Below are 23396 nucleotides of genomic sequence, written 5' to 3'. Positions count from 1 at the left end.
GCATATCCGGGTATAAAACGAAAGATATCTAAACCTTGGTATGCAAGAATTTAAGCTCAAATTTGCGATTATGTCTAGCGTGTATGCATTATTGAAAAATGAAAGGTGGGATTGTATGGGAGAATGCATATGTGAAAGCTGCAAAAATCTAAAAAGCGTCATTGACGATGAAAATGGAGAGTCCCGGTTTGAATGCGAATTTGGGTTTCCTTCCGATGAATGCATTGATTGTGAAGCTGATGGCTGTGATTTGGATTGCGATCACTATGAGGAATGTGATGATGAGGAGGAGGAAGAACCTGTCATAGTACACTGCAGCCGATGCGGAAAAGAGTTGAAAAAGCTTATGCAGGACGATGAAGAAGGAGAGATAATGTGCGTTGACTGCTTTCTCAAGGGATAGGCTTTCCGATGGCCGGAACTTTGAGCCCCTGATGCAGTGATCATTATCGGCGCGATGCGGGAGGAGGCAAGCCTTTGGAAACTCGTTGACATCTTTGAAGAACGTGCTGTATAATGTCAGAAATGCAATTATAACGGATAAAAATGACAGAAGCTACAGGGGGTACAGCAGTTGCAGCAAAAGGTAAAAGCTTTGAAGGCAGCCTTTCCCTATACGATTCCAGTCATGACGGGATATCTCTTTCTCGGAGCTGCTTATGGCATACTTATGAGCAGCAAGGGTTACGGTTTGGGATGGTCGGTTCTGATGAGCGTATTTGTTTTTGCCGGGTCCATGCAATATGTGGCGGTCAATCTGTTTACAACGGCCTTTAACCCGGTAAATGCTTTTTTTATGACCCTTATGGTAAACGCCAGGCATTTGTTTTACGGATTGTCTATGCTTAAGAGGTTCAAAGATACGGGGAGAAAAAAGCCCTATCTTGTTTTTGGACTTACTGACGAGACGTTTTCCATTGTGTGTTCCACTGACCCGCCGGAGGGTATTGACAGGGGCTGGTTCATGTTTTTTGTCACATTGCTCAACCAGATTTACTGGGTAGCTGCTTCGGCAATCGGTGGGATGTTGGGTTCAATGTTTTCTTTTAGCACTAAAGGCATAGATTTTGTAATGACGGCCTTATTTGTGGTAATTTTTGTAAACCAGTGGCAGGCCCAGAAGAATCATGTTCCTGCACTGGTTGGCGTGGGAGTGTCTCTGATCTGCCGGCTTTTGTTTGGAGCAGATAGATTTATTATACCGGCTATGATTCTCATAATAGCTGTATTTTCGTTGTTCAGGAAGCAGGTGGAGAGGGGGACTGGAGAATGACGCAGAATACGCAGCAGTTGCTTGTTCTTGTTGCAGTTATCTCACTGGGAACAATTTTAACCCGGGCGCTGCCTTTCATACTGTTTCCTAAAAATAAAAAAATACCCGGATTTATAAATTATCTGGGTGACGTGATACCCTATGCAGCGATAGGTTTGCTGGTGGTATACTGCCTCAAGGATGTTTCGGTGCTGGCTGCACCTTATGGAATCCCTGAAGCCATCGCTGTTGCTTGTGTTGTGCTGCTTCATGTTTGGAAGAAAAGCACTTTGCTGAGCATTGGCGCGGGAACCGTGGTCTATATGCTGCTGGTGCAGCTTGTTTTTGCTTAAGGTTTTGGCTATTTTCATTTTTGCTGTTTTCAATTTTTGATGGCTTCTGAGGGGCTGATTTGCTGAGGCTGTTGGACTATTTGAAAAATCGATGCTTTGTTGTGTTTTCGGTGATTATGATATAGATCCATATTTAAGCTTGGTAAAAGGTTTAACACAGTTAACTAATTATGTCTATTAAACAAATTATTCAAACGCCGTGACTTAATGAACCCAAAAACTTAATGAACCCAAAAAAGTGATGAACACGTAAAAAAGTGATAAGTACATAAAGAGCGACAAATACATATAAAGTGGTGATACGGATGAGCAGAATAGGTTCGCAAATAAAAAGGATCAGGGAACAAAAGGGCATGACCCACAAGCAGCTGGGTAAAGCTGTCGGGGTTAATGAAAGCTTTATCAGGGATCTGGAGGCGGGCAAAAGGATAGCAAACGATGATTTGGTCAAGAGAATCTCAAAGGCTCTGGGTCAGGAGATAAATGACCTGATGCTGGCTATAGAAAAAGAAGCGCCGGTTCCAGAAAAAGCTGTGGTTAAAAAGGCTACGCTTGGTGTAAAGCCGCAGGAGAATAAAGTTCAGGAAATGTGGAGTGATGCTTTGGATTCGGTACTGAAAACCGTACCGGTTTATGAGTATGATCTGACAAAAGTCGTAGGCAGCAGGCAGCTTCCTGTGATATCCAACAAGGTTGAGGGATATGCCAAGGACAAGGTTTTTTACCTAAAAATACAGGAAAACGATATGATGGGCTTTAGAATTATGAAAGGTGACATCGCCTTTGCTCATGCTGCCCATGAAGTAGAAAACAATGCGATATGCCTGGTGGAATATGGGGGAAAGAGGGCAATACGCCAGATTAAAAAGCTGGAAGGCGGTAAGCTCCTGCTTATTAGCAATGATGGGCGGCTTTCCACGGAAACTGTGTCGGAGAAAAGCTTGAAAGTGCTGGCAAAACTGGTCAAACTGGAGATCAAGCTATAATTTATATTATTTCCCAGGAAATTACGCAGCCGGAGTATCAGGAATGAGCAAATGTTTTGGCCAGAAGTGCTTTTAAACGGCGGTTTCCGGCATTATAAAGGATGTTTATATCTTTTGCAATAATGCATTAAAGGCGTACAGGCCGATTGGCGGCTTGCACGCCTTTAATGCTGTCATCATATAAAGCTGCTTTAATTATATAGTGTATTACATGGTCATTTTGCTATGAATGCTATTCTGCTATGAATCCTTGGGTATGGAAATTATGTTTGCTACCATGGTTGAAGGATTATAGTCACTACCATCATGGTATCGGTATTGTCATTGACCTTAAAGCCATAATGCTATATAAGCTATTTTATAAAGAAGCTTTAATTCTCCCGTCAGAAGATTTTTCCTCATCTCGTCCGTAAGGATATATCCCTGGTGGCCCGGGCGCGGGGCGGCTTCTTGTCAGAGGTTCGGCTTAAAAGCTGCTCATTTCTCCGGTTTCCGGGTCATACACACATTTGACGGTCTGTTGGTCTATGGTTGCTGAAATCACAAGCCTTCCCTCATCCCAGAAGTTGGTGCTGATGTTTTCAGCGCTTTCAGAAGTAAACAGGGCGGACAGATCTTTGCTCTCACCACTTTTCAGATCGAAAGCATATGCGTTTCTGCCGAAGGTTTCACCGGACTGGGTGTAGACATCCAGAGCGGCGTAATTCCCGTCGGAATCCATGGTGAGGCCGGTAGCGCCTATATCATCCACACCGTCATTTGCCTTTACATCGTTTATAAGCTGGAAGCTTTTGGCTTTTCTGCTGTAGCTCATTATTCTAATGATGGCATCGCCTTTGACGGAATCCATCAACTGCAAGGCGAAAACTATGCTATCGCTGTCAGGGTTATAAGCCAGGGAAGCCAACCTCAAGCTGTCGCCTTCCAGGTATTCGGCTGGAATATCGGATTCTTTGAAGATTTCCTCTTTGTCATCCCTCTGGGCTATATATACGGAGCCTTCCCTTTCATACACTTCGATGGTGCTGTCTTCCTTTATGCTGTCTATGATGTACCCACTGGCACCTGCCGTAAGATAATACCTGGACTTAATCACCTGGTAATAGGGATTGGCAGTATAGCTCCAGTAGACTTCGGCATCCACATAGCTATTGCCGTTTTCTGTACCCTCATCGGTAATTCTGTATCCCACCGGGTGGGGATTTGATATGGTCAGTATCTCCGGGGGCTCCTTCATAAGGCTTTTGGCATAATCATCATCCCTTGCGATCAAAGCCTGCAAATATCTCCTGACCGTATTAGCTGGGGATACTGTTTCAGGAGCAAGGTCTATGCGCATGACCCTGTTGCCTGCTTCACCTGACTCTTGTGCGCTGGAGCTTTTGACAGCGTATATGCTTTTGGAATCGCTGCTCCATGTGGGTTCATAGTAGCTGTAGGTGCCCGGTATTTCCAGAACCTGAGGGACGTCTGACGGTTCCAGGCTGCCTGCCCACTCATCGGCACTTATAAAATAATGGGGATAGTTGGCAGTTAATTTCTTTTTAACGGAAAAGTCCGTCGTATCAGCTATCCAAATGTCCTCTATGGCTTCGTCAATACGGGCGTTTTTCGCCACTTCCTTGGATGAGGTCTCTGTTTTTACATAAGCGATATATTTGCCGTCCGGAGATACCGACGGAAATCTTCCGTCATCAACAATTTCTTCGGATTTGGATTTCAAATTTAAAAACATTACTTTGCCATCCCGAGAAAAAACTACTGAATTCATGCCATTTACGTGGGATGGATGTTCACCGTCGGTCAACTTGACTGAATTCATGGTAATTAAATCAAGGCTGTAGATTCCGGATTCTTTCACTGTGAAACCGTGGGTATCGTTGAACTGGATCTCTTTTTTTACATATAATATTGTGTGGTCGTCTACCCATGAGGGTTCTTCATAATAGATTTCCGCTCCGTCTCCCTTCAGTATTTCATTTACTTTCCCCGATGCCATATCCAGTGTTTTCAAAACTCCGTCGGAGGAAAATACCAGTTGCTTGCCGTCGGGGGATACTCTTAAATAATATGTGTCCTCATCGTTTATTTTTGTAAACCCTTTGCCATCATAGATGAAAATCCCCTCGCCAAAGACCGGCATGTATAATTTGCCGTTATGCTCACTGACATGTAAAGGCTGGCTGCTGCCTATGTCAACAAAAGATATATGATTTTGAATATTTAGTTCGGCGGCGCTCACCCTTTCCACCGGATCATAGTTTGTCCAGAAAACAGCAGAGCTGATTACGGCCACTGCAGCAGCTGTAGCTGCCAACTTTTTCCACAAACTCGGCTTGCGCTTTTTTATAAAATTTTTCCTCAACTCCCTTTTAAGATCATGGTTAACCGGCAGTGTATTTTTGATCTTTTCAAAGGCCCTGTCAAGGTCCATGTCTTCCATCCTTTTCATTTCTTTCCCTCCATAAAGTTATTGGTAGTGTCAAAAGTTTTGATATGCTTTTGACCTCTAACCCTTGGTTTTACTTGCTTTTATATTATTAAGGGTTTTACCCTCATTTAACTGGAAATTAAGAATGTATAGAAAGGCAAAGGTACTTGCCCTTTTTTTGGTATAATGTTGTTGCTGGACAACCCCCAAAGAAAGGAGTTAAGTACCTTTGAACAACATTATAACAGTTTTACTACTATACATTCAAATACAAGCTAAAATTATCATTTACCTCATGTGTGCACTCTTTAGTAAAGGATCCGTCCGCAAGTACTACGATGAGCCTGTTAGGAAGCCTTACCGCAAGCTTGTGGTGGATACCATGCCGATTATTGAGACACTTGAGAAGCTTGATTATAAGCAGCTTATTTCAAATCATCTCAAGGAAACCGGTAAGCTTATAACCCCTATTACAAGGAGAAAAGCTTCTACAGTCCCTGATACTATGGCCTGCCCAAGATGTGGAGCTCCTCATGAATACCTTTACGACAATACCGGTGGTAAAGGCCAGTACTTATGCAAAGTCTGCAAGTGCACTTTCAACAAGAAAAACCGTTACCTAAAAAATCTCATCTTCCTCTGCCCCCACTGTGGAAGGACACTGGAACTTAAGAAAGAGCGTAAGGACTTCAACGTACATAAGTGCACCAACTCCAAGTGCCCCTATTACCTTGACAGGCTCAATTCCATGTCCGAGGAAGACAAGCAGCGCTACAAGTCTTCTCCACATGATTTCAAGCTCCATTACATCTACAGGGAGTTTGATATTGACTTTGAGCCTTTGGTAAGAAAGCCTTCCCAGCCTCCGAGTGTAGATATATCAAGGCTTTATGTCTCTCCTCACGTCCTGGGGCTGATACTTACATACCATGTCAATTTTGGCCTTTCTACCCGGATGACAGCTGCCCTTATGCGTGAAGTACATGGTGTAAGTGTTTCTCATCAGTCGGTATCAAATTATGCCGATGCTGTTGCCACAAACATTAAACCCTTCATTGACAACTACAAGTATGATCTCTCAGATTCCATCTGCGGGGATGAGACGTACATAAAGGTTCTGGGCAAATGGCATTACGTATTCTTTATATTCGACGCAGTAAAGAAGATTATCCTCTCATACCCCGTCTCTGCCAACCGTGATGTTAAAGCTGCAATTTATGCTCTTGACGAAGCATTGTCCAAGTTCGATAAGCTTCCTGAGGATCTTACCCTGATCTTTGACGGGAACCCTATTTACATGCTTGCTCAACACTATTTCGCCCAGTACGGCATCCACTTTGACATAAAGCAGGTAATCGGTCTTACCAACGACGACCCTATCTCCGAAGAATACAGGCCTTTAAAGCAGATCATCGAAAGGTTAAACCGCACCTTCAAGGGAAACTACAGACCCACCAACGGTTTTAACAACTATGCAGGTTCAGTATCCTTCCTTACACTGTTTGTAGCCTACTTCAACTTCCTAAGGCCTCATTCCTCTCTGGAAGGCAGGGTGCCGGTGGTCTTAGAAGAGCTCAAAGACCGGCCTAATATGCCTGCCAGGTGGGTTACACTCATTAAAATGTCCCAAGAATACATCAAAGCCCAACAATCTGCTTAAGGAACGAAATTCATCCTCTTATTTTTGTAGCATAGCATAGCAAAACAGTCGCCGCCGAACCTGTGGAGTTTGTGGGTAACCCGCTGATTTGAGGGGTGTGGGTAACTTGTGTGATAAAGTGTTGGCAACACGCTTTTCGTTGCCAATGCTTTATCCACTTGTTATCCATGCCTCGGGCGGGTTATCCATCAAATCCACAGGTATTATATTCCCATGGTTTTTCTTGTTGCTTATTTGGTTTCCAATGTGCATATTTGGTAAATACTCTCATTTCTGGCGTCAAAATTTTATTCTTTCATAGAACTTTTGACACTACCAAGTTATTTACCAAGGTTTTTAATTTTTTTATGGTTCTGAATGCTTTCATTTTCACCGCGTCTTCCGACTTTCCCAAGACTTTTCCTATATCGCCATACTTCATGTCTGAAAAATACCTCAGGCTGATTATCTCCAGCTCGTCTCCGGAAAGCATTTTGAGGGAGCTTTTAAGGCATTTTAATTCCTCATCCTTTTCCAAATCCTCTTCAAAGGTATGAGGATATGTATATAAATCCATATCGTCTCCCAAGACTACTTCTTTTTTCTTCCGGTAATGATCGGTAATCGCGTTTCTTGCTATGGTGAAAAGCCATGCTTTGTAGCTTCCTTTGGCGGAACTGAAATTTTCGTAGGCTTTTGTGAATATTTCACTTACCAGGTCATCGGTCTCCCACTTGTTTCCGGTTTTAAAATATGTATAGCGGTATATGTCGTCGAAATATCGGTCGTAAAGGTCAATAAATTTCAGGTGCACCGGTATTGTCCCCCTTTCACTCTATATAGACGCCAGATGGATGGAAATGTAACACATTATCTTATATATTTTTCTAAGGTTACAGGAATTATTCCGGAAGGGGCTAAGGGGGCATTTTTGCTGCTTTTGCTTAAAATTTGCCCATATTGGAATTGAAACTCATATCTTTTAAATAAATTTCTACATCATCTTTAATGTTTTAATCGTACCATAGCTGAATTAAAATTATAATAAAAGGTCAATTTCAGAGCTTTAAGATGCAGCCTTCAGAAATTGCCGCCGTTTTCAGTGCAAGCAGGGATTAGCAGTCCAAGCCTTTTCTTTGGTGTGTTGCTTATTTTTCTATTAGAAATTACATACATTGCACAAAGGCAAACAGCATAGAAGCAAATGCTAAAAGAAAAGCTTCACACATCAGAAAAACAGGAAAAAAGCAGCAAACCGGTTTGCCCAGTTTGCTGCCTTACCCGGGTGGGAAATTATCATATCCTGTGCATTGAGTTGAAAATATCCGTACGCTGGATCCGGATGGTCAGGTTTAGCTCCTTTCCCTTTTGGTCCAGCTTTTCAGACAGCTCTGAAAATTCTATATTTGACCCGGAAACATCCACTATCATTATCATTGTAAATATTTCCTGCATTATGGTCTGGGTTATATCCAGTATGTTTATGTTGCTATCGGCCAGTATTTTGCTTATTGCCGCTATTATTCCAACCTTGTCCTGGCCTATCACCGTTATAACTGCTTTCATTAAAAAATCCTCCTCGCATATGTGCGTTCTCTTTTCGATAATGTCCTATACTTCATTTCATGCTCTGCTTTTCATTATCCACATCCACTGGAGCATGTGATACAAATGCAATCGTCTCTAAGGCTTTTGCTTTATTTAGACAATCCATAAATCAGTTTCTCAAACTGTGTATGGGCGCGGGAATCCTTCCGCCGCGCTTTATAAATTCATCGCTGCGGAAGCGGTTGACTTCCATGACCGGACCTGAGCCGAGCAATCCTCCAAACTCAACAATGTCTCCTACCTCTTTACCCGGAGCCGGTATGATCCTTACCGCTGTCGTCTTGTTGTTGACCACTCCGATAGCCGCCTCATCGGCTATTATCGCTGAAATTGTTTCAGCGCTGGTGCTTCCGGGAACCACTATCATGTCAAGGCCCACCGAACATACACAGGTCATGGCTTCCAGCTTTTCAATGGACAATGCTCCCTTGACTACCGCGTCAATCATGCCGGCGTCTTCACTTACCGGGATAAAGGCACCGCTCAGACCGCCTACATAGGAGGATGCCATTATTCCGCCCTTTTTGACAGCATCATTCAGAAGAGCCAGTGCGGCTGTAGTGCCCGGGGCACCGCATTTCTCAAGACCCATTTCCTCGAGGATATGGGCAACGCTGTCCCCTACAGCCGGAGTCGGGGCAAGGGACAGGTCCACTATTCCAAAAGGCACGTTAAGCCTTCTGGATGCCTCCTGTGCCACCAATTGTCCCATTCTGGTTATTTTGAACGCGGTTTTCTTGATGGTTTCCGCTACCGTTCCGAAGTCTGCGCCTCTTACTTTCTCCAGGGCACATTTTACTACTCCCGGCCCGCTTACACCGACATTTATCACACATTCCGGCTCTCCGACGCCATGAAAGGCTCCCGCCATAAAAGGATTATCTTCCGGTGCATTGGCAAACACCACAAGCTTTGCACATGCCATTCCGCCTTCGCTGGCGGTAAGCTCGGCTGATCTCTTTATGATTTGTCCCATTTCCCTTACCGCATCCATGTTGATACCGGTCTTTGTCGTTGCCAGGTTCACGGAAGCGCATACCTTTTTTGTGGAGCTTAACGCTTCGGGGATGGAGCTTATAAGCTTTCGATCGCCAGGCGTGTAGCCTTTATGAACCAGCGCCGAGAACCCGCCGATAAAGTTCACTCCGACAGTGTCAGCCGCTCTGTCCAGAACCTGTGCAAACTTGACATAATTCTCCTCATCACTGCTTTCAGCTATTATGGAAATGGGGGTAACGGATATCCTTTTGTTGATTATAGGTATACCGAATTCCCTTTCTATATCATCTCCGACTTTGACAAGATTGGCGGCACGCCGCGTGATTTTGTCATAAATCTTTTCGCATGCGATTTTTCCGTCGGGATGGATGCAATCCCTCAAGGAAATACCCATGGTAATGGTTCTGATATCAAGATTTTCTTCCTGTATCATTTTGATTGTTTCAATTATTTCCATTGCATTTATCATTTTTGATACCTCGTTGCACTTTAATAATTTACTGATGTAAATTATTTTACACTTTTTTGATTGCACTTGCCAGCATATTGTTAAAAAATCTACATTTAAGTGAGAGTTTAGTCTTTATGTATTAGGTGAAAAGCGAAAACCCTGTGTATAAGATGATAATCATATTGATGATATGCCTTAGATTTTAAGGAGTCGGTCCAAAGTGTTAATTAAAGATTTATTTATATCCGGTTATGGATGCTGTCTTATACAATCCGGCATTACCGGGGACAGGAAAGGCCTATATATACATGTGCTGCTTGCAGGCAGATGCAGCTTATGCTATAATATCGACGATTATTATAGGTTAGTTCTACTTTGTTTTTGGCATTATGTGGAAGTGCTTGCCGAAAGACGGCTTTACCCGAAGTGCGGCAAGTTGGCTCATAAATATACCTACCATGTTCTTGCGCAGTTTCAACAGATTGATTTATTCGTCGCAAGGAAGTTGAAGGAGCCTTAAAACCTTTATTTTCCAGTACAATGATGTAGTATTAGCTTATTGCATTGTTAAATTTTACGTTCTTTTTATTAGTAATAGGATGGAGGAAATATGAGAAAAACAAAAATAATCTGTACATTAGGACCTGCGGTAGATGATGAAAATGTACTTAGAATGCTCATGCTGAAGGGAATGAACGTCGCCCGTATAAATTTTTCCCATGGCACCCATGAAGAACATAAGAAAAGAATAGACACTTTTAAGAAGGTAAGGGACAGCCTTGGTCTGCCGATTCCCCTTCTCCTTGATACCAAGGGACCTGAAATCCGCACTGGCATCTTTGAAAAAGGAGAAGTGCAGCTAAAGCCGGGAGAAACCTTCATACTCTGTCATGATGACATTTTGGGAGATGAAAGCAGAGTTTCGGTTTCATATAAGGATCTCTACAAAGATGTCACCAAAGGAAGCCGCATACTGATCGATGATGGTCTGGTGGAGCTCAGAGTTGAGGAGATAAGAGACAAGGATATCTATTGTACCGTAATAAACGGTGGTGTTGTAGGAAACAGGAAGGGAATCAATGTTCCGGGCGTGGAAGTACGTCTTCCGTCGATAACGGAAAAGGATATCGAAGACATAAAGTTTGGAATCGAAAATGAATTTGATTTCATAGGAGCTTCTTTCATAAGAAAAGCCGACGACGTCGTGGATATCAAAAAGCTTCTGGAGAAAAACGGCGGCGCCGATATAAAGGTTATCGCCAAAATCGAAAACCGTACAGGACTAGAGAATATTGATGAAATAATCAAGGTAGCCGATGGCATTATGGTGGCGAGGGGAGACCTGGGAGTAGAAATTCCGGTGGAAGAAGTGCCCATCGCTCAGAAAATGCTCATAGAAAAGTGCTATGCCAATGGCAAACCGGTCATTACTGCAACCCAGATGCTTGACTCAATGATAAGAAATCCCAGGCCGACAAGAGCTGAGGCCAGTGACGTAGCCAATGCCATTTATGACGGTACCAGCGCTATAATGCTGTCCGGCGAAACCGCAGCAGGAAGGTATCCTGTAGAAAGCCTTGAAATGATGTCAAGAATAGCAGAAAAGGCAGAAAGCTCCATTGATTATTGGAGGCGTTTCTCCGACTTCAGAGGAGATATAGTTACAAGCGTAACCAACGCCATAGGCCATGCAACCTGCACTACGGCTCAGGACCTCAAGGCAGCGGCAATTATAACGGTTACAAAGTCAGGACATACCGCCAGGATGATTTCCCGGTTCAGACCTGACTGCCCGATTATTGCAACAACCGTTTCCCCGAGAGTACAACGCCAGTTATCACTGTCCTGGGGGGTTTTGCCATACCTGGTTGATTATGCGTCTTCTACAGATGAAATGTTTGACTCCGGAATTGAAAAGGCGCTGGAGTCGGGGCTTGTCCGCAATGGAGACCTGGTGGTAATCACCGCTGGTATTCCAATAGGGGTGAGCGGAACTACAAACATCATGAAGGTGCATATAGTAGGTAAGGTTTTAGTGCAGGGTACGGGTATAGGTTCAGGATCAGTTACGGGGGAGCTGTGTGTTGCCAGGACCTTTGAGGAGGCAAACGAGAAGTTTGTCGATGGAGAGATACTGGTGCTGCCCTTTACAAACAATGATATAATTCCTATCGCCAGAAGGGCTTCCGCCCTTATTGTGGAGGAAGGCGGAACAAACTCCCATGCTGCTACATTGGGGTTGGCTTTAGATATTCCGGTGATTGTGGGGGCCGATAATGCCACCCAGATATTAAAGAGCGGTTCGGTGGTAACCGTGGATGCCGACAGGGGCATTGTATGTTACGGTGCAGACGCTGAGAACTAAAAGGTGTACGTCATTTTGCACTGTTCCTGCTGGTATATTGAATAATATTCCTTTTCGATGCAAACACTTACCAGCAGGAGGTAATGTGCATGCTAAAAGGACTAGTCACAAAGAAAATGATTGTGCTTTATTTAAGCATGGCAATAATCGGTTTCCTGATAGGGTATGATTATGCCTTGCTGTCTTCTAGAAACAGCGGAAAAAACATTGTAAGCATTTTTAGGTTTTTTGAGGACAAAAAACAGGAGAAGGAATCCGGAAGCGGACGGGATGGCAGCATAAAAAATCAGTACGAAAAAAGAAGCATAGATAGTGTAACCGAACCGACACGCTGACAATATCAATTGATGCACTTTATAAAGGCTGGTTAAAACTTGGCTGTGTTTTGGGCTCTCTTCGTCTCAAAAGGGGCAGGGGGCTAATCCCCACCGGACAAGGCTGTTGCCGGAACATCGTGTTAATTTGTCTTTTGCTTACAGGAAGAATTTTCTTTACTTTATTGAATATTGAGGTTTATTGTGATATATTATGTTAAATCATAGATAACAAATCTTGTTAATGTATGATTATGCATTCATGATGAACTGCCGCCAAAAGGCGGTATTTCAGGAATTAGAATGCAATTTTGCTGCAATGTGAGGTATCAGGAAAATGGCGAATATAAGGGAGCAATTGAAAGACGCCAAGAGAATAGTTGTCAAGGTTGGGACTTCCACCTTAACCTATGATACGGGAAAAATGAATTTTACCAGGATTGATAGGCTGGCCAGGGTGCTGTCGGATCTGGTAAACCAGGGTAGAGAAGTCATACTTGTATCATCCGGAGCCATCGGTGTAGGGGTCGGGATGCTCAAACTAAAGGAGCGCCCCCATAATATACGGGAAAAGCAGGCTGTCGCTGCGGTAGGACAATGCGAGCTGATGCATATTTACAGCAAGTTTTTTCTGGAATATGAGCATATAGTAGGTCAGATACTTCTTACCCGGGATATACTGAGCAACGATTATGGACGGGAGAATGTAATAAATACGTTTGAAGAGCTGCTAAAAAAGGGCGTAATCCCGATAGTAAATGAAAATGACTCTGTTTCTGTGGAAGAAATAAAAGCCGGACAGGAGGATACCTTCAGTGAAAATGATACCTTGTCGGCTATCGTTGCAAAGCTGGTAAAGGCGGATTTGCTGATCATACTTTCCGATATAGACGGATTTTACGATTGCGATCCGCGGAAAAATGAGTGTTCAAAACTGATTTCCGTGATAGAGGAGATAACACCGGAGTTAGAAAAATGTGCCGAAGGAGCAGGCACGAAAAGGGGAACCGGCGGCATGATCACAAAGCTGAATGCTGCGAAGATAGCCACTTCTTCCGGCGTAAACATGGTTTTGACCAACGGAGATAATCCTGAGATTATCATGGACATAATAAATGGCAAGGACATCGGTTCTTTATTTCTTTCCAAATCGGCAAAATAAAGGCAGGAGGTGTTATGGTATGGATGAGCTGATCCTCAAGGGAGAAAAGGCGAAAAAGGCATCCTATAAGCTGGCCAACCTTTCATCTTTGATAAAGGATGATGCTTTAAAAAAGATGTCGGAGCTTTTGATAAAGGAAAAGGCAAAGATACTGGAAGCAAACGCAATAGACGTTCAAAATGCTGTTGACAGGGGCATAAAAGGAGCGCTCATAGACCGGCTTACCTTAAACGAAAAGAGAATAGCCGCCATGGCGGAAGGCCTGCTTCAGATTGCTGCCCTTCCGGATCCGGTGGGTGAGGTTGTTTCCATGTGGAAGCGCCCCAATGGGCTTCAGATTGGTCAGAAAAGAGTACCCATAGGGGTTGTCGGAATGATTTACGAGGCCAGACCCAATGTAACAGTGGATGCAGCAGGCTTATGCATCAAATCAGGAAATGCCGTTATCCTGCGGGGTGGAAGTGAAGCTATAAATTCCAATAAGGCGATCATATCAGTTATCGACACTGCTTTGGCGGAGGCCGGAATGCCTGAAGGTACAGTGCAGCTTATCGAGGATACCAGCAGGGAGACGGTAGCCCGCATGATGAAGCTTAACAAGTACATAGATGTTTTGATACCGCGAGGTGGCGAAGGACTGATAAATTCGGTGGTGCAAAACTCCACCGTGCCGGTAATTCAAACGGGCACCGGCAATTGCCATGTATATGTGGACGGGGATGCGGATCTCGATATGGCCGAAAGGATAATAGTAAATGCCAAGACCAGCAGGCCTGGTGTATGCAATGCGGCTGAGACCATGCTTGTGGATGAGGCGGTAGCCCAGGAATTTCTTCCTAAGGTTCTTAAGACTTTGCAGGGACTTAATGTGGAGATCCGGGGATGCGAAAGGACCAGAGCCATATATAGTGACTGTTTGCCTGCTGCTGAGGAAGATTGGGACAAGGAATACCTGGACTACATCCTTGCGGTTAAGGTGGTAGGAGGAATAGATGAAGCCATCGATCATATAAACAGACATGGTACGAAACATTCAGAGGCCATTGTTACAACTAACTATAATAAGGCTCAGAGGTTTTTAAATGAAATAGATGCCGCAGCTGTTTATGTCAATGCTTCCACCCGGTTTACCGACGGCGGGGAATTTGGATTTGGAGCGGAAATAGGGATAAGCAATCAAAAGCTTCATGCCAGAGGACCGGTGGGGTTAAAAGAGCTTACAACAATAAAATATATCATATATGGAGAAGGACAGATAAGATAATTTATCTGTCCTTTCTTTATTATTATAAAGTATTGGCACTTTTAGTCGGAGATTAAAGAGGGGGGGGGAGAAAAATTAAATGCAACTCATTATATATTTTGTGTGATACCTTGGAACTTGTAATAACTTTCTATGTATTTGTCCAGCTCTTTGCTCAATTTCAGAACGTTGATCGAACTCGTACTTTCTTTATCAAGCAAGCGCTCCAATTCCACTCTAAGAACGCAAATCTTCTCATATAGAGAAGATTTAGACTTATGCGGGGACATGACCTGGTGTACCTCCTCCATCAAATAATATCAAATTATAAACTGGCTTAAACTTAACTGATTTAAGCATATCTTGAATATCTATGCGACACTAATGAATATCTTACATCAACTTACAGAAAATAACAAGTACTTTTTAACAAATTATTAAGTAAAAAATTGGTTACAGAATTGAACCTTTTCATAAGTACTCTCTTTTGATGGAGGTTTCGATCAAAACAGGATTGACATCCAGTAAAACTTCGTCGCCGATGCTTACATCAAGATCCGTAGTGTCTATAACGATATTATACATGCTGATGCGTCCAAGGACTTTAGCCTTTTTGCCCTTTACACGCACATATATTCTTTTATTAAATAGCTTCAGGTCATGATAGATATACCTCAGTATGTCCAGGAACCGGAAAGTATCCTTTGTTTTCTCCACTCCAAACCCGTCCTTGTATCCAACCGGAACTATGCCGATACGGGTTGGCCGCTTGGTTTTGTATGTGTTGGCATATCCGATGTAATATCCTTTTGGCAGCTCTTTGAGTTCTATTATTTTGGATTTCATGTACCCGATCCTATTCAAGCCATACTTGTTTTCGATGGGTATCCTGCCAAGAAAAGCTGAACCGATTCTCACAGCATCAAGATGCATGCTCTCGTATTGCAAAAAAGCGCAGGAATTTGCTATATGCAGCATGCCGGTCCTAATACCGTTTTGATTCAATCCTTCAACGCATTTTAGAAATCTCTCATATTGCACCTGTATCAACTTTGCTTTCTTGGAGAAAGAAAAGGACAGATGGGAATAGGTTCCGACTATCCTTATATTCTCCAAAGATTTCAAAAAGGAATGACAGTCTCCTATGGAATTCCAGATAAAACCAAACCTTCCGAAGCCGGTATCGATTTTCAGATGGACGTCAATTATCCTGTCGAGGCGTTTTCCGGCTTCGTTTATCAAAGTGGCAGAATTCAAGGAACCTATGGAAGGTATTATGTTGTATTGGACTATAGTCTCAGCTTCTTCGTCACTGCTGGCAGGGGTGAGAAGGAGTATATTGTTTTCAAAGCCTTCTTCCCTGAGTTTTATCGCTTCGCTTATCTCCGATACAGCGAAATAATCTATCCCGTTATCCAGCAGAAACCGGGCAAATTCCACTATGCCCAGGCCATAACCGTTTCCTTTTAAAACGGCGATAATGGTTGAACTCGTCATGGATTTTAATATATCAATATTATGCTTTAGTTTTTCCTTTTCAATCACCAGTGTTTTCATTCTGACCCTCTTTTTTATGCTTCAGCATATAAATTTTGGACCTTATCTTCCTGAATAGCTTGAACCCTTTTTCCACCAACAAATATACAGGCTTGTTGAATATATAGTCAACTTCTCCTATCAGCTCCACCAGATATCCGTTAAACCCTTTTTTAAATCTGTATATTCCATACAGAGGATTTTTTTCATCCAGGTCACCGGATACTCCCCTGAAATCATATATATCACAGCCCTTTTCTACAGACCATTTTATAGCTTCCCACTGGAGAAGGTAAGAAGCCATCAGATTCCTGTGCTCGTTGCCGCTCGCTCCGTAGAGATACCAGCATTTTTTCCCGTACATGATGGTTATGGTACCGGCGATGATTTTACCGTCATAGTATGCCAGATATAGCCTTAAATGCTCAGGAGCCATGCAGTCGTACATCTTCTGGAAGTACTCGACGCTTCTAGTGACAAAATTGTCCCTGACCCCGGTTTCCACCATTATTTTGTGGAATTCCGGGATGTCATCCCTTGTACCAATTTTAATTTCAACACCTTTCCTCTGGGCAAGACGGATGTTATACCTCCATTTTTGATGAAAGCTCATCAAAAGCTCGTCTTCGGTCTTGTTTTTAACATCCAGCCTGTAAACAAAACGAGGATTTATACCCTCGAAGTTTTTGGTCTGACTCTTTATCTTAAAACCCAAATCAGTTAAAATACGCTCAAATTCCCTGTCTTCCTTTTCCACATCCGGTTCCAGCATAAGCACATAGGATTTATGCTGGCGTGCCAGCTCTTTTGCTTTGTCGACCAGGGCCCTGATGGTCTCGGCATCATGAGGATCACACACGGGAGCCCGGGAGGACAGCATCATTGTATAATTTAAAAAGGGTATTTTCCTTATGAGTATGTTCATAGCCCCTTTTATTGTGCCGTTATCATCTTTGGCGATTATTATCTTGCTGGTCCACTCCGACTTGACCGCAGCCCATTCCGGAGACTGCATAAAATGGCCTTTCGGGTGTGACAATAAAAACTCTTTATATTCTTCAATATTATCGCTTATGTATGTTTTCAAAACTGCTTCCCCCTAATATTTGCTTACATATTTTTGGAAGTCGTCAAAATACAATATTTTGAATTTCCAATCGTTATAAATATCCTTTAAGACTCTATAAAAATTATTGCCAAGTTTTTGATGAATAGTATGGAAATATGCTGATGAATCATAATATGCCAGTTCATAGTACTCGCTTTTGGAATTATAGTCCTTCAGTGGCTTTTTAAAATCCCTGTTCTTCCATTCTTTTACTTTGCTATTGCTTAAATATGCTGCCAGGTAATCCACCAGTCCTTCGTCAAAAAAGGGCTCATTCAGCTGGTCGGTGCCAATGATTCCATAAAACCACTGATGAAGCACCTCATGGTAGCTAATGCGCTTCAACCTTGCGGAACTGCTGAAAGAGTCGGGAGATATAAAAATCATGTTTGAAAACTCCATTCCGCTTATCGAAATCGGAGCCTTTACCACATAGAAATCATCATAAGGGTATTCTCCTATATTTGCCGTCGCAAAGCTGAAGGCTTCCTTTACATGTTCTCCGGCTTCCCTGGAGTTTATAAAATGGAGGTTTACGTTTCCCAGCTTTTCGCTATGGACATCCGCACCAGCAATCAATACGGCCGGAAAGTCCCTTATATTTGATGCTTCAAAGGTGGTAATTTTATAGTCATCCGACGTTTGCTCTTTTTTGCCGCCCGGCGCATATGCCTTCAGATGGTTTTCAGTTTTGAAGGTCACATGGTAATTGTTTATTTCATATATATATGGATCTCCAAAGCCTTTCTTTATGGTATGGACAGGTTTTCCGTCCTTATATACTGCCGGGGTAATCAGAAAGTTGGTGAGGTAGTAGTCGCCGTCTTTATAAATAATGGTGCTTCCGGTGCTGCCCGGTAGTATTTCATAGCTTATTCTCACGCTATCCCAGGCATTTTCCAGTTGGATTTCCATTAAAGCTTCCTGCCTTGCAACCTTGGTTACTTTTCCGTCGGATACAACTTGTCCGATTTTCGTTTCAGCAGCATTGGCAGAAGGAATATAAAGCTCAAGCTTGTCCTTCCGGGTATCAAAAAAAATATCCTCCGTAACCCGGATTTTATTTCCGGCAACTTCGACCTCTGCTTCGATGTTATATGTACGTTTATCCTGAGCGGCAGGTTTGGTGGCAATATCAGTTTCATGATACGCTTCATAGTAAACATCGCCGTTACCCTGTGCGCCATATGCAAAATATAATATCAGGCATGACATGCTTGCTAATTCGATAACCAAAATAATAAGTACTGCTTTAATAAGCTTTTTCATCTGTAAATAACCTCTTAATGCTTATCAGGATTGATCCAAGAGATTTTCTTTTGCAGCGTCATAACCTCAGTTCAATCCGGCTGACTCTTTAACCTGGTATTACACTTCAAATCATTATATCATAGTCGATTCTGAACTGTCAAAAGTTAACTGGCCCCGTTACAACTCAAATGCTGCAAATACTGTTTTTCATTATATCTAATCCTGCTTTTTCACCATCCCAAATTAAATCCGGGTATTTGGAAATTAACTATTTTCGATTTACAGGTTGTGGTATAATAGCATTAAAACCTTATGTAAAGCGGAATATAAGTTCATAGTAAAGAAGGCACAAACGAATATTTCACCCTATTGTTATTTTTTGCATGCATTCCTGGCGGCTACCTTAAAATTTTTGCTGATGATACCGGTTAGAATTTCAAGACTTGTATAGGTCTATGAAGATAATATGAGGAGTGATTAGTTATGATCATTAATGAAAAGGAATTCTACAGCAAGGTGCTTGGATGCTGGATGGGCAAAAATGCCGGAGGTACCTTGGGCGCACCTATGGAATGGAAAAGGCAGGTGAACAATGTAACCTTTTACACCCAGGATATGAAGGGGGAGCCTCTTCCTAATGATGATCTGGATATCCAGCTTCTATGGCTTGTTGCCCTTGAAGAGCGGGGAATAGATATAAATGGTAGGACGCTGGGGGAATATTGGCAGACTTATGTCACGCCTTTCTGGGCAGAATACGGCGCTGCCAAGATTAACATGCGATCAGGCCTTATGCCGCCCTTAAGCGGTATGGCCAATAATGTATTCAAGCATTCATGCGGCGCATACATCCGTTCTGAAATTTGGGCTTGCATTGCTCCGGGCGCTCCCGATATTGCCGTTAAATATGCTTACGAGGATGCCATCATAGATCATGGTGACGGTGAAGGCGTATATGCCGAGATGTTTGCTGCCGCCCTGGAAAGTGCTGCATTTGTAGAAAAGGATATAGATAAGCTTATTGATATCGCTTTAAGCTATATCCCGGCGGAATGTGACTGTGCCAAAGCTGTGAAACTCGCCTGCGAGCTCTATGCAAAGGGAACTCCGCTGCTTGAAGCGAGGGATGAGATAATCAGGCAGTTTAAAGGAGGCTTTTATTTCAGCATATCCGAAGAGGATGTTGCCAAGGGATTGGATGGCGGTAGATTCGGATGGGAGGTTCCATCGAATCTTGCGCTGGTAATATGCGGCCTTAAATATGGTGAAGGTGATTTCGGAAAATCCCTTTGCATGACTGTAAACTGCGGGGAGGATACCGACTGTACGGCAGCTACAGTAGGGGCAATACTTGGTATTATTAACGGATATGACTACATACCGAAAGAATGGATTGAGCCCATTGGTACAGGTATTAAAACTGCATGTCTCAATATAGGTGACCTGGGAAATTACGGAGGCCTTATTCCTCAGGATGTTTTTTCTCTTTCCGATAGGATTGTGAACATCGCGAAGCAGGTTACCTCAAAAAAAGATGCTCCTTTGAAAATAAGCTCCGAAAAAACGGATCTCTCGGACCTATCCAAAGAATGCTTGTATGCAGGGAAAAACGCCAAATATATACTTTCCCACTTTAACGGGCCTGTTTATAAGTTTGATTTCTTTAATATCTATATCGACTATAAAGGAGACCCTTATATTCAGGAAAACAAATCAAAAAGCATTCGAATAACTATTGAAAACACTTACCGCATACCTGAACGTGTCAATTTGCGCTGGCACCTGCCCCAGGGCTTCACTATTTCACCTTCTCAGCGTGCAAGTGCGTACATTATCCATCGGGACAATGGAGGCAGTGTAACTTTTGATTTTGAGATAAATGCGGGAGATTATGTGGAAAACATCAACCGGCTGATTCTTGAAGCAACCGTGGAAGGCCGTTCAACCTGTATGCTGGTACCTGTAGTTCTGATTTACAATACATAAGGATGAACGCTTGACCTGTTTAAGCTATGCAGTTGTTTTTAGGAGGGAGCGGTAATTTCCGCTCCCTTTTTGATATTGCGAATTTGCTTGCTGGAAATGCCTGCACAAATAAATTAAGGGTGCTTCCGGTACTTTTTTCCTTGCAGCAAATTGACGCCACCATTAAGCTATAGACATGTTGAAAAGGCCTTTGTTTTTATATATACTTTTATAGTAAAAAGACATCAACTTATCAAGGATGAAAGGGTAAACGAAAATTTACATATCACATTTAACGATGTCTATATACTGGAGATAAGTATATAGGGGAGATAAAAAATGAAGGACAAATTAAAGGATAGATATAATATATTGGCCATAGCATTTATTTTGATGGGAGCGATTATAACGGCACAGCTGGTGAACCTTCAGATCATACACGGTGAATTGTATGATGAGGAATCCCAGCGCCGGCTTTTAAACGAAAGCAAGATTGTGGCATCCCGTGGTGAAATATTTGATACCAACGGAATACCGATTGCGATAAACAGGACGGGTTATACAATCCAGATTGTAAATGCGGATTTGAAAGACCAGGAGCTCAATGAAATGCTGCTGAAGCTGGTGAAAATTTTTGAGAAAAACAATGATGATTATTATAAGGATTTCTCAAAATTCATCACCTTCAACCCTATAGAGTTCGGTTCGGCAGTTAAGAGTCTGGAGAATCCGATAGCCAGGATAGTGAGTGAAATCGGGCTTAATGAAAAGGATGCCAGTGAGCTCAAAACAGCAAGGGATGTATTCCAATACCTGAGGAAGAAAAAGTTTAAGATCGATGATAAGTACACGGATGAAGAAGCTTATAAGATAATGACTCTCCGGCATAAGATCATAGGATTCAGCATGCTGAATCCTGTGGCGTTGGCCAGGGATGTATCGGAGGAAACCATGGCGGAGATAGAGGAGCGGTACCGGGAATTTCCCGGGGTCACCACATCTATTGAGCCTTTCCGTAAGTACATTGATGCGGACGTGATATCCCATGTCATCGGATATGTTGGCGCTATAAACGCGGAGGAGTATGAAGCCAACAAAGAAAAGGGATATGGAATGAACGACCTGATAGGAAAGACAGGAGTAGAACGGGCTGCTGAAAAATGGCTGAGAGGAAAGGATGGAGAAAGACGGGTAGAGGTTGATACGGAAGGAAGGTTTACCCAGGAATTGGATGGAGAACCTGCTATACCGGGAAATAATGTCATACTGACTATAGACATGAACTTGCAGAAGGTTGCGGCGGAATCCCTGGAAAGAACGATAACGGATATCAGGGAAAGAAGGAATGGAAAAACTTCTCCCAAGAACCTGGGGGATGCTTTTGCCGGAGCCGTTGTGGCAATGGATGTAAATAGCGGCGAAGTATTGGCCATGGCCAGCTATCCCGGCTATGATCCTTCATATTATATCGAAAGTGCAAAGAATAAAGAGGCGCAGCAGAAAATATACCAATGGAACAATGATGCGGAAAACAGGCCTCTCTTTAACCGCGCTATATCGGCCACCTACCCTCCCGGTTCAACCTTTAAGCCGGTCGTTGGTATCGCAGGCATTGAAGAGGGATATATAACCCCCGAAACAAAGATCAACGATGTGGGCGTAAAGATAGTGGAGGGAGTGCAGCTTAAATGCCTGGAGTACAACCTCAGCACCCGGTGGGGAAACCATGGTCCCATCGACCTTGAGCATGCGCTGGCTACTTCATGCAATATGTACTTTTATGAGCTGGGAATGCAGATGGGAATAGAGAAAATTGATAAATGGGTAAAATATTTCGGACTGGGAGAGTATACCGGCATAGATTTAGGCGGAGAAGCCAAAGGAACCCGCTCCAACAAGGAGTTTCATTATAAAAACTTCGACTACCAATGGGGAAGTGTTCTTACCGCCTTTTCTTCCATAGGCCAGCTTTACAACAGTTATACTCCGCTTCAGCTGGCTAACTACACCAGCGCAATTGCCAATGGAGGAAAGAGGTATACCCCCTATGTCATAAAAAAAGTGGTAAGTGCCGACGGCAAGGTTGTAATGGAAAGGAAACCGGAATATGAGCAGATACCGGTAAAAAAGGAAACACTGGATGCCATAAAGCAAGGCATGCTTGCTGTTGCCAACTCTACAGAAGGTACGGCGGACATTGTGTTCAGGGATTTCCCCTATAAAGTTGCCGGTAAGACAGGCACGGCCGAATACGATCCCAACCATTCCAATAACGGTGTGTTCATATGTTTTGCTCCGGCTGAAAAGCCTGAGATAGCTGTTGCGGTAGTCATAGAACGCGGTGTTTTCGGATATTATGCTGCCGAAGTCGCCAGGGATATTATGACAGAATACTTTAAGCTCAATGATAAAGACAACACTGGTGATACATTGACGCAGGATGAAGTTGTTTTTACCCGGTAAGGAATTAAAAAGAGATAGAAAACAGAAGAAGGGCGATTGCCGGAATATGATTGCATTTCTTGTCGGAGTTCGGTTGAGGAATTAATACATGGTAAACTATATCATGGCAAACTTATGCGATATATTCCGCTTTCCCGTTTGTCTTAAAGGATAAAATTTCCTGGAGTTTATTTAATGCACATGGAAAATAGCTGAAAATATAAATGACTGAAAACATATAATATAAGGAGGTATGAACTCTGCACGCAGGGTTTATACCTCCTTATGATT

Annotated in this window: 19 protein-coding genes; 11 read left to right on the top strand and 8 right to left on the bottom strand. The window is 42.9% G+C overall.

Annotated elements, in window-relative coordinates; translation table 11 throughout:
- Positions 1 to 115 precede the first annotated feature (115 nt).
- From CDO33_RS14245 to CDO33_RS14230, 4 genes are all read left to right on the top strand, one after another.
- Positions 116 to 403, top strand: coding sequence for a hypothetical protein (locus tag CDO33_RS14245; protein WP_103083043.1), 288 nt, complete (start codon positions 116 to 118; stop codon positions 401 to 403).
- A 171-nt stretch (positions 404 to 574) separates the two neighbouring features.
- Positions 575 to 1273 carry an AzlC family ABC transporter permease gene (locus CDO33_RS14240; protein WP_103083044.1) on the top strand — a complete coding sequence of 233 codons (699 nt, stop codon included), beginning with the start codon at positions 575 to 577 and terminating at the stop codon, positions 1271 to 1273.
- Positions 1270 to 1605, top strand: coding sequence for a branched-chain amino acid transporter permease (locus CDO33_RS14235; protein WP_103083045.1), 336 nt, complete (start codon positions 1270 to 1272; stop codon positions 1603 to 1605). Before CDO33_RS14240 ends, CDO33_RS14235 begins: the two co-directional genes overlap by 4 nt.
- A gap of 305 nt (positions 1606 to 1910) precedes the next feature.
- Positions 1911 to 2591, top strand: a complete 681-nt coding sequence (locus CDO33_RS14230) for a S24 family peptidase (protein WP_103083046.1) — start codon at positions 1911 to 1913, stop codon at positions 2589 to 2591.
- Positions 2592 to 3057: 466 nt separating this feature from the next.
- Here the strand turns inward: CDO33_RS14230 and CDO33_RS14225 are convergent, their stop codons facing one another.
- On the bottom strand, positions 3058 to 5043 hold the full coding sequence (locus tag CDO33_RS14225) for a PD40 domain-containing protein (RefSeq protein WP_103083047.1): 1986 nt from the start codon (positions 5041 to 5043) through the stop codon (positions 3058 to 3060).
- A gap of 274 nt (positions 5044 to 5317) precedes the next feature.
- On the opposite strand from CDO33_RS14225, the gene CDO33_RS14220 reads away from it, so the two are divergent.
- The gene (locus CDO33_RS14220; protein WP_207655289.1) at positions 5318 to 6682 is read left to right on the top strand and encodes a DDE-type integrase/transposase/recombinase; all 1365 of its coding nucleotides are present in this window, start codon (positions 5318 to 5320) and stop codon (positions 6680 to 6682) included.
- Positions 6683 to 6977: 295 nt separating this feature from the next.
- Here CDO33_RS14220 and CDO33_RS14215 read toward each other — a convergent pair whose 3' ends face one another.
- From CDO33_RS14215 to CDO33_RS14205, 3 genes are all read right to left on the bottom strand, one after another.
- The gene (locus CDO33_RS14215) at positions 6978 to 7475 is read right to left on the bottom strand and encodes an RNA polymerase sigma factor (protein ID WP_202849485.1); all 498 of its coding nucleotides are present in this window, start codon (positions 7473 to 7475) and stop codon (positions 6978 to 6980) included.
- A gap of 482 nt (positions 7476 to 7957) precedes the next feature.
- On the bottom strand, positions 7958 to 8227 hold the full coding sequence (locus CDO33_RS14210; RefSeq protein ID WP_103080911.1) for an ACT domain-containing protein: 270 nt from the start codon (positions 8225 to 8227) through the stop codon (positions 7958 to 7960).
- A gap of 151 nt (positions 8228 to 8378) precedes the next feature.
- Positions 8379 to 9737, bottom strand: a complete 1359-nt coding sequence (locus tag CDO33_RS14205; RefSeq protein ID WP_103080912.1) for a PFL family protein — start codon at positions 9735 to 9737, stop codon at positions 8379 to 8381.
- A gap of 592 nt (positions 9738 to 10329) precedes the next feature.
- On the opposite strand from CDO33_RS14205, the gene pyk reads away from it, so the two are divergent.
- From pyk to CDO33_RS14180, 4 genes are all read left to right on the top strand, one after another.
- Positions 10330 to 12084 (top strand): pyruvate kinase, encoded by a 1755-nt coding sequence (gene pyk / locus CDO33_RS14195; RefSeq protein ID WP_103080914.1) that lies wholly within the window; start codon positions 10330 to 10332, stop codon positions 12082 to 12084.
- Positions 12085 to 12173: 89 nt separating this feature from the next.
- Positions 12174 to 12419 (top strand): hypothetical protein, encoded by a 246-nt coding sequence (locus CDO33_RS14190; protein ID WP_103080915.1) that lies wholly within the window; start codon positions 12174 to 12176, stop codon positions 12417 to 12419.
- 316 nt (positions 12420 to 12735) lie between these two features.
- Positions 12736 to 13560: a glutamate 5-kinase gene (gene proB / locus CDO33_RS14185; protein WP_103080916.1), complete on the top strand. Its 825-nt coding sequence runs from the start codon at positions 12736 to 12738 to the stop codon at positions 13558 to 13560.
- 19 nt (positions 13561 to 13579) lie between these two features.
- Complete coding sequence (locus CDO33_RS14180) at positions 13580 to 14824, top strand: glutamate-5-semialdehyde dehydrogenase (RefSeq protein WP_103080917.1); 1245 nt, start codon at positions 13580 to 13582, stop codon at positions 14822 to 14824.
- Positions 14825 to 14913: 89 nt separating this feature from the next.
- On the opposite strand, the gene CDO33_RS21715 is transcribed toward CDO33_RS14180, so the two are convergent.
- From CDO33_RS21715 to CDO33_RS14160, 4 genes are all read right to left on the bottom strand, one after another.
- A complete protein-coding gene (locus tag CDO33_RS21715; RefSeq protein WP_161496464.1) occupies positions 14914 to 15093 on the bottom strand; it encodes a Spo0E family sporulation regulatory protein-aspartic acid phosphatase in 180 nt (59 codons plus the stop codon).
- Positions 15094 to 15274: 181 nt separating this feature from the next.
- On the bottom strand, positions 15275 to 16360 hold the full coding sequence (gene alr / locus CDO33_RS14170) for an alanine racemase (RefSeq protein ID WP_103080919.1): 1086 nt from the start codon (positions 16358 to 16360) through the stop codon (positions 15275 to 15277).
- Complete coding sequence (locus tag CDO33_RS14165) at positions 16341 to 17426, bottom strand: lipid II:glycine glycyltransferase FemX (protein WP_202849486.1); 1086 nt, start codon at positions 17424 to 17426, stop codon at positions 16341 to 16343. Before CDO33_RS14165 ends, alr begins: the two co-directional genes overlap by 20 nt.
- Positions 17427 to 17438: 12 nt before the next feature.
- Positions 17439 to 18716, bottom strand: coding sequence for a M1 family aminopeptidase (locus CDO33_RS14160; protein WP_103080920.1), 1278 nt, complete (start codon positions 18714 to 18716; stop codon positions 17439 to 17441).
- Between the two features lie 465 nt (positions 18717 to 19181).
- Between CDO33_RS14160 and CDO33_RS14155 the strand changes: the two genes are divergently transcribed.
- Positions 19182 to 20684: an ADP-ribosylglycohydrolase family protein gene (locus CDO33_RS14155; RefSeq protein ID WP_103080921.1), complete on the top strand. Its 1503-nt coding sequence runs from the start codon at positions 19182 to 19184 to the stop codon at positions 20682 to 20684.
- A gap of 318 nt (positions 20685 to 21002) precedes the next feature.
- Positions 21003 to 23126, top strand: a complete 2124-nt coding sequence (mrdA, locus tag CDO33_RS14150; RefSeq protein ID WP_103080922.1) for a penicillin-binding protein 2 — start codon at positions 21003 to 21005, stop codon at positions 23124 to 23126.
- The last annotated feature ends 270 nt before the right edge of the window (positions 23127 to 23396 follow it).

The sequence above is a fragment of the Clostridium thermosuccinogenes genome (assembly GCF_002896855.1).
GTDB lineage: Bacteria > Bacillota > Clostridia > Acetivibrionales > DSM-5807 > Pseudoclostridium > Pseudoclostridium thermosuccinogenes.
Note: the sequence above shows the minus strand (reverse complement) of the source record. Positions and strands in the feature narration are given on the sequence as shown.

What these genes read in the sequence shown, in the direction of transcription:
- pyk (WP_103080914.1), top strand. Translation starts at nt 10,330, where the DNA reads ATGAGAAAAACAAAAATAATCTGTACATTAGGACCTGCGGTAGATGAT.
- CDO33_RS14180 (WP_103080917.1), top strand. Translation starts at nt 13,580, where the DNA reads ATGGATGAGCTGATCCTCAAGGGAGAAAAGGCGAAAAAGGCATCCTAT.
- CDO33_RS14210 (WP_103080911.1), bottom strand. Translation starts at nt 8,227, where the DNA reads ATGAAAGCAGTTATAACGGTGATAGGCCAGGACAAGGTTGGAATAATA.
- CDO33_RS14230 (WP_103083046.1), top strand. Translation starts at nt 1,911, where the DNA reads ATGAGCAGAATAGGTTCGCAAATAAAAAGGATCAGGGAACAAAAGGGC.
- CDO33_RS14190 (WP_103080915.1), top strand. Translation starts at nt 12,174, where the DNA reads ATGCTAAAAGGACTAGTCACAAAGAAAATGATTGTGCTTTATTTAAGC.
- CDO33_RS14205 (WP_103080912.1), bottom strand. Translation starts at nt 9,737, where the DNA reads ATGATAAATGCAATGGAAATAATTGAAACAATCAAAATGATACAGGAA.
- CDO33_RS14235 (WP_103083045.1), top strand. Translation starts at nt 1,270, where the DNA reads ATGACGCAGAATACGCAGCAGTTGCTTGTTCTTGTTGCAGTTATCTCA.
- CDO33_RS14225 (WP_103083047.1), bottom strand. Translation starts at nt 5,043, where the DNA reads ATGAAAAGGATGGAAGACATGGACCTTGACAGGGCCTTTGAAAAGATC.
- CDO33_RS14220 (WP_207655289.1), top strand. Translation starts at nt 5,318, where the DNA reads ATGTGTGCACTCTTTAGTAAAGGATCCGTCCGCAAGTACTACGATGAG.
- CDO33_RS21715 (WP_161496464.1), bottom strand. Translation starts at nt 15,093, where the DNA reads ATGTCCCCGCATAAGTCTAAATCTTCTCTATATGAGAAGATTTGCGTT.
- alr (WP_103080919.1), bottom strand. Translation starts at nt 16,360, where the DNA reads ATGAAAACACTGGTGATTGAAAAGGAAAAACTAAAGCATAATATTGAT.
- proB (WP_103080916.1), top strand. Translation starts at nt 12,736, where the DNA reads ATGGCGAATATAAGGGAGCAATTGAAAGACGCCAAGAGAATAGTTGTC.
- CDO33_RS14160 (WP_103080920.1), bottom strand. Translation starts at nt 18,716, where the DNA reads ATGAAAAAGCTTATTAAAGCAGTACTTATTATTTTGGTTATCGAATTA.
- CDO33_RS14245 (WP_103083043.1), top strand. Translation starts at nt 116, where the DNA reads ATGGGAGAATGCATATGTGAAAGCTGCAAAAATCTAAAAAGCGTCATT.
- CDO33_RS14155 (WP_103080921.1), top strand. Translation starts at nt 19,182, where the DNA reads ATGATCATTAATGAAAAGGAATTCTACAGCAAGGTGCTTGGATGCTGG.
- mrdA (WP_103080922.1), top strand. Translation starts at nt 21,003, where the DNA reads ATGAAGGACAAATTAAAGGATAGATATAATATATTGGCCATAGCATTT.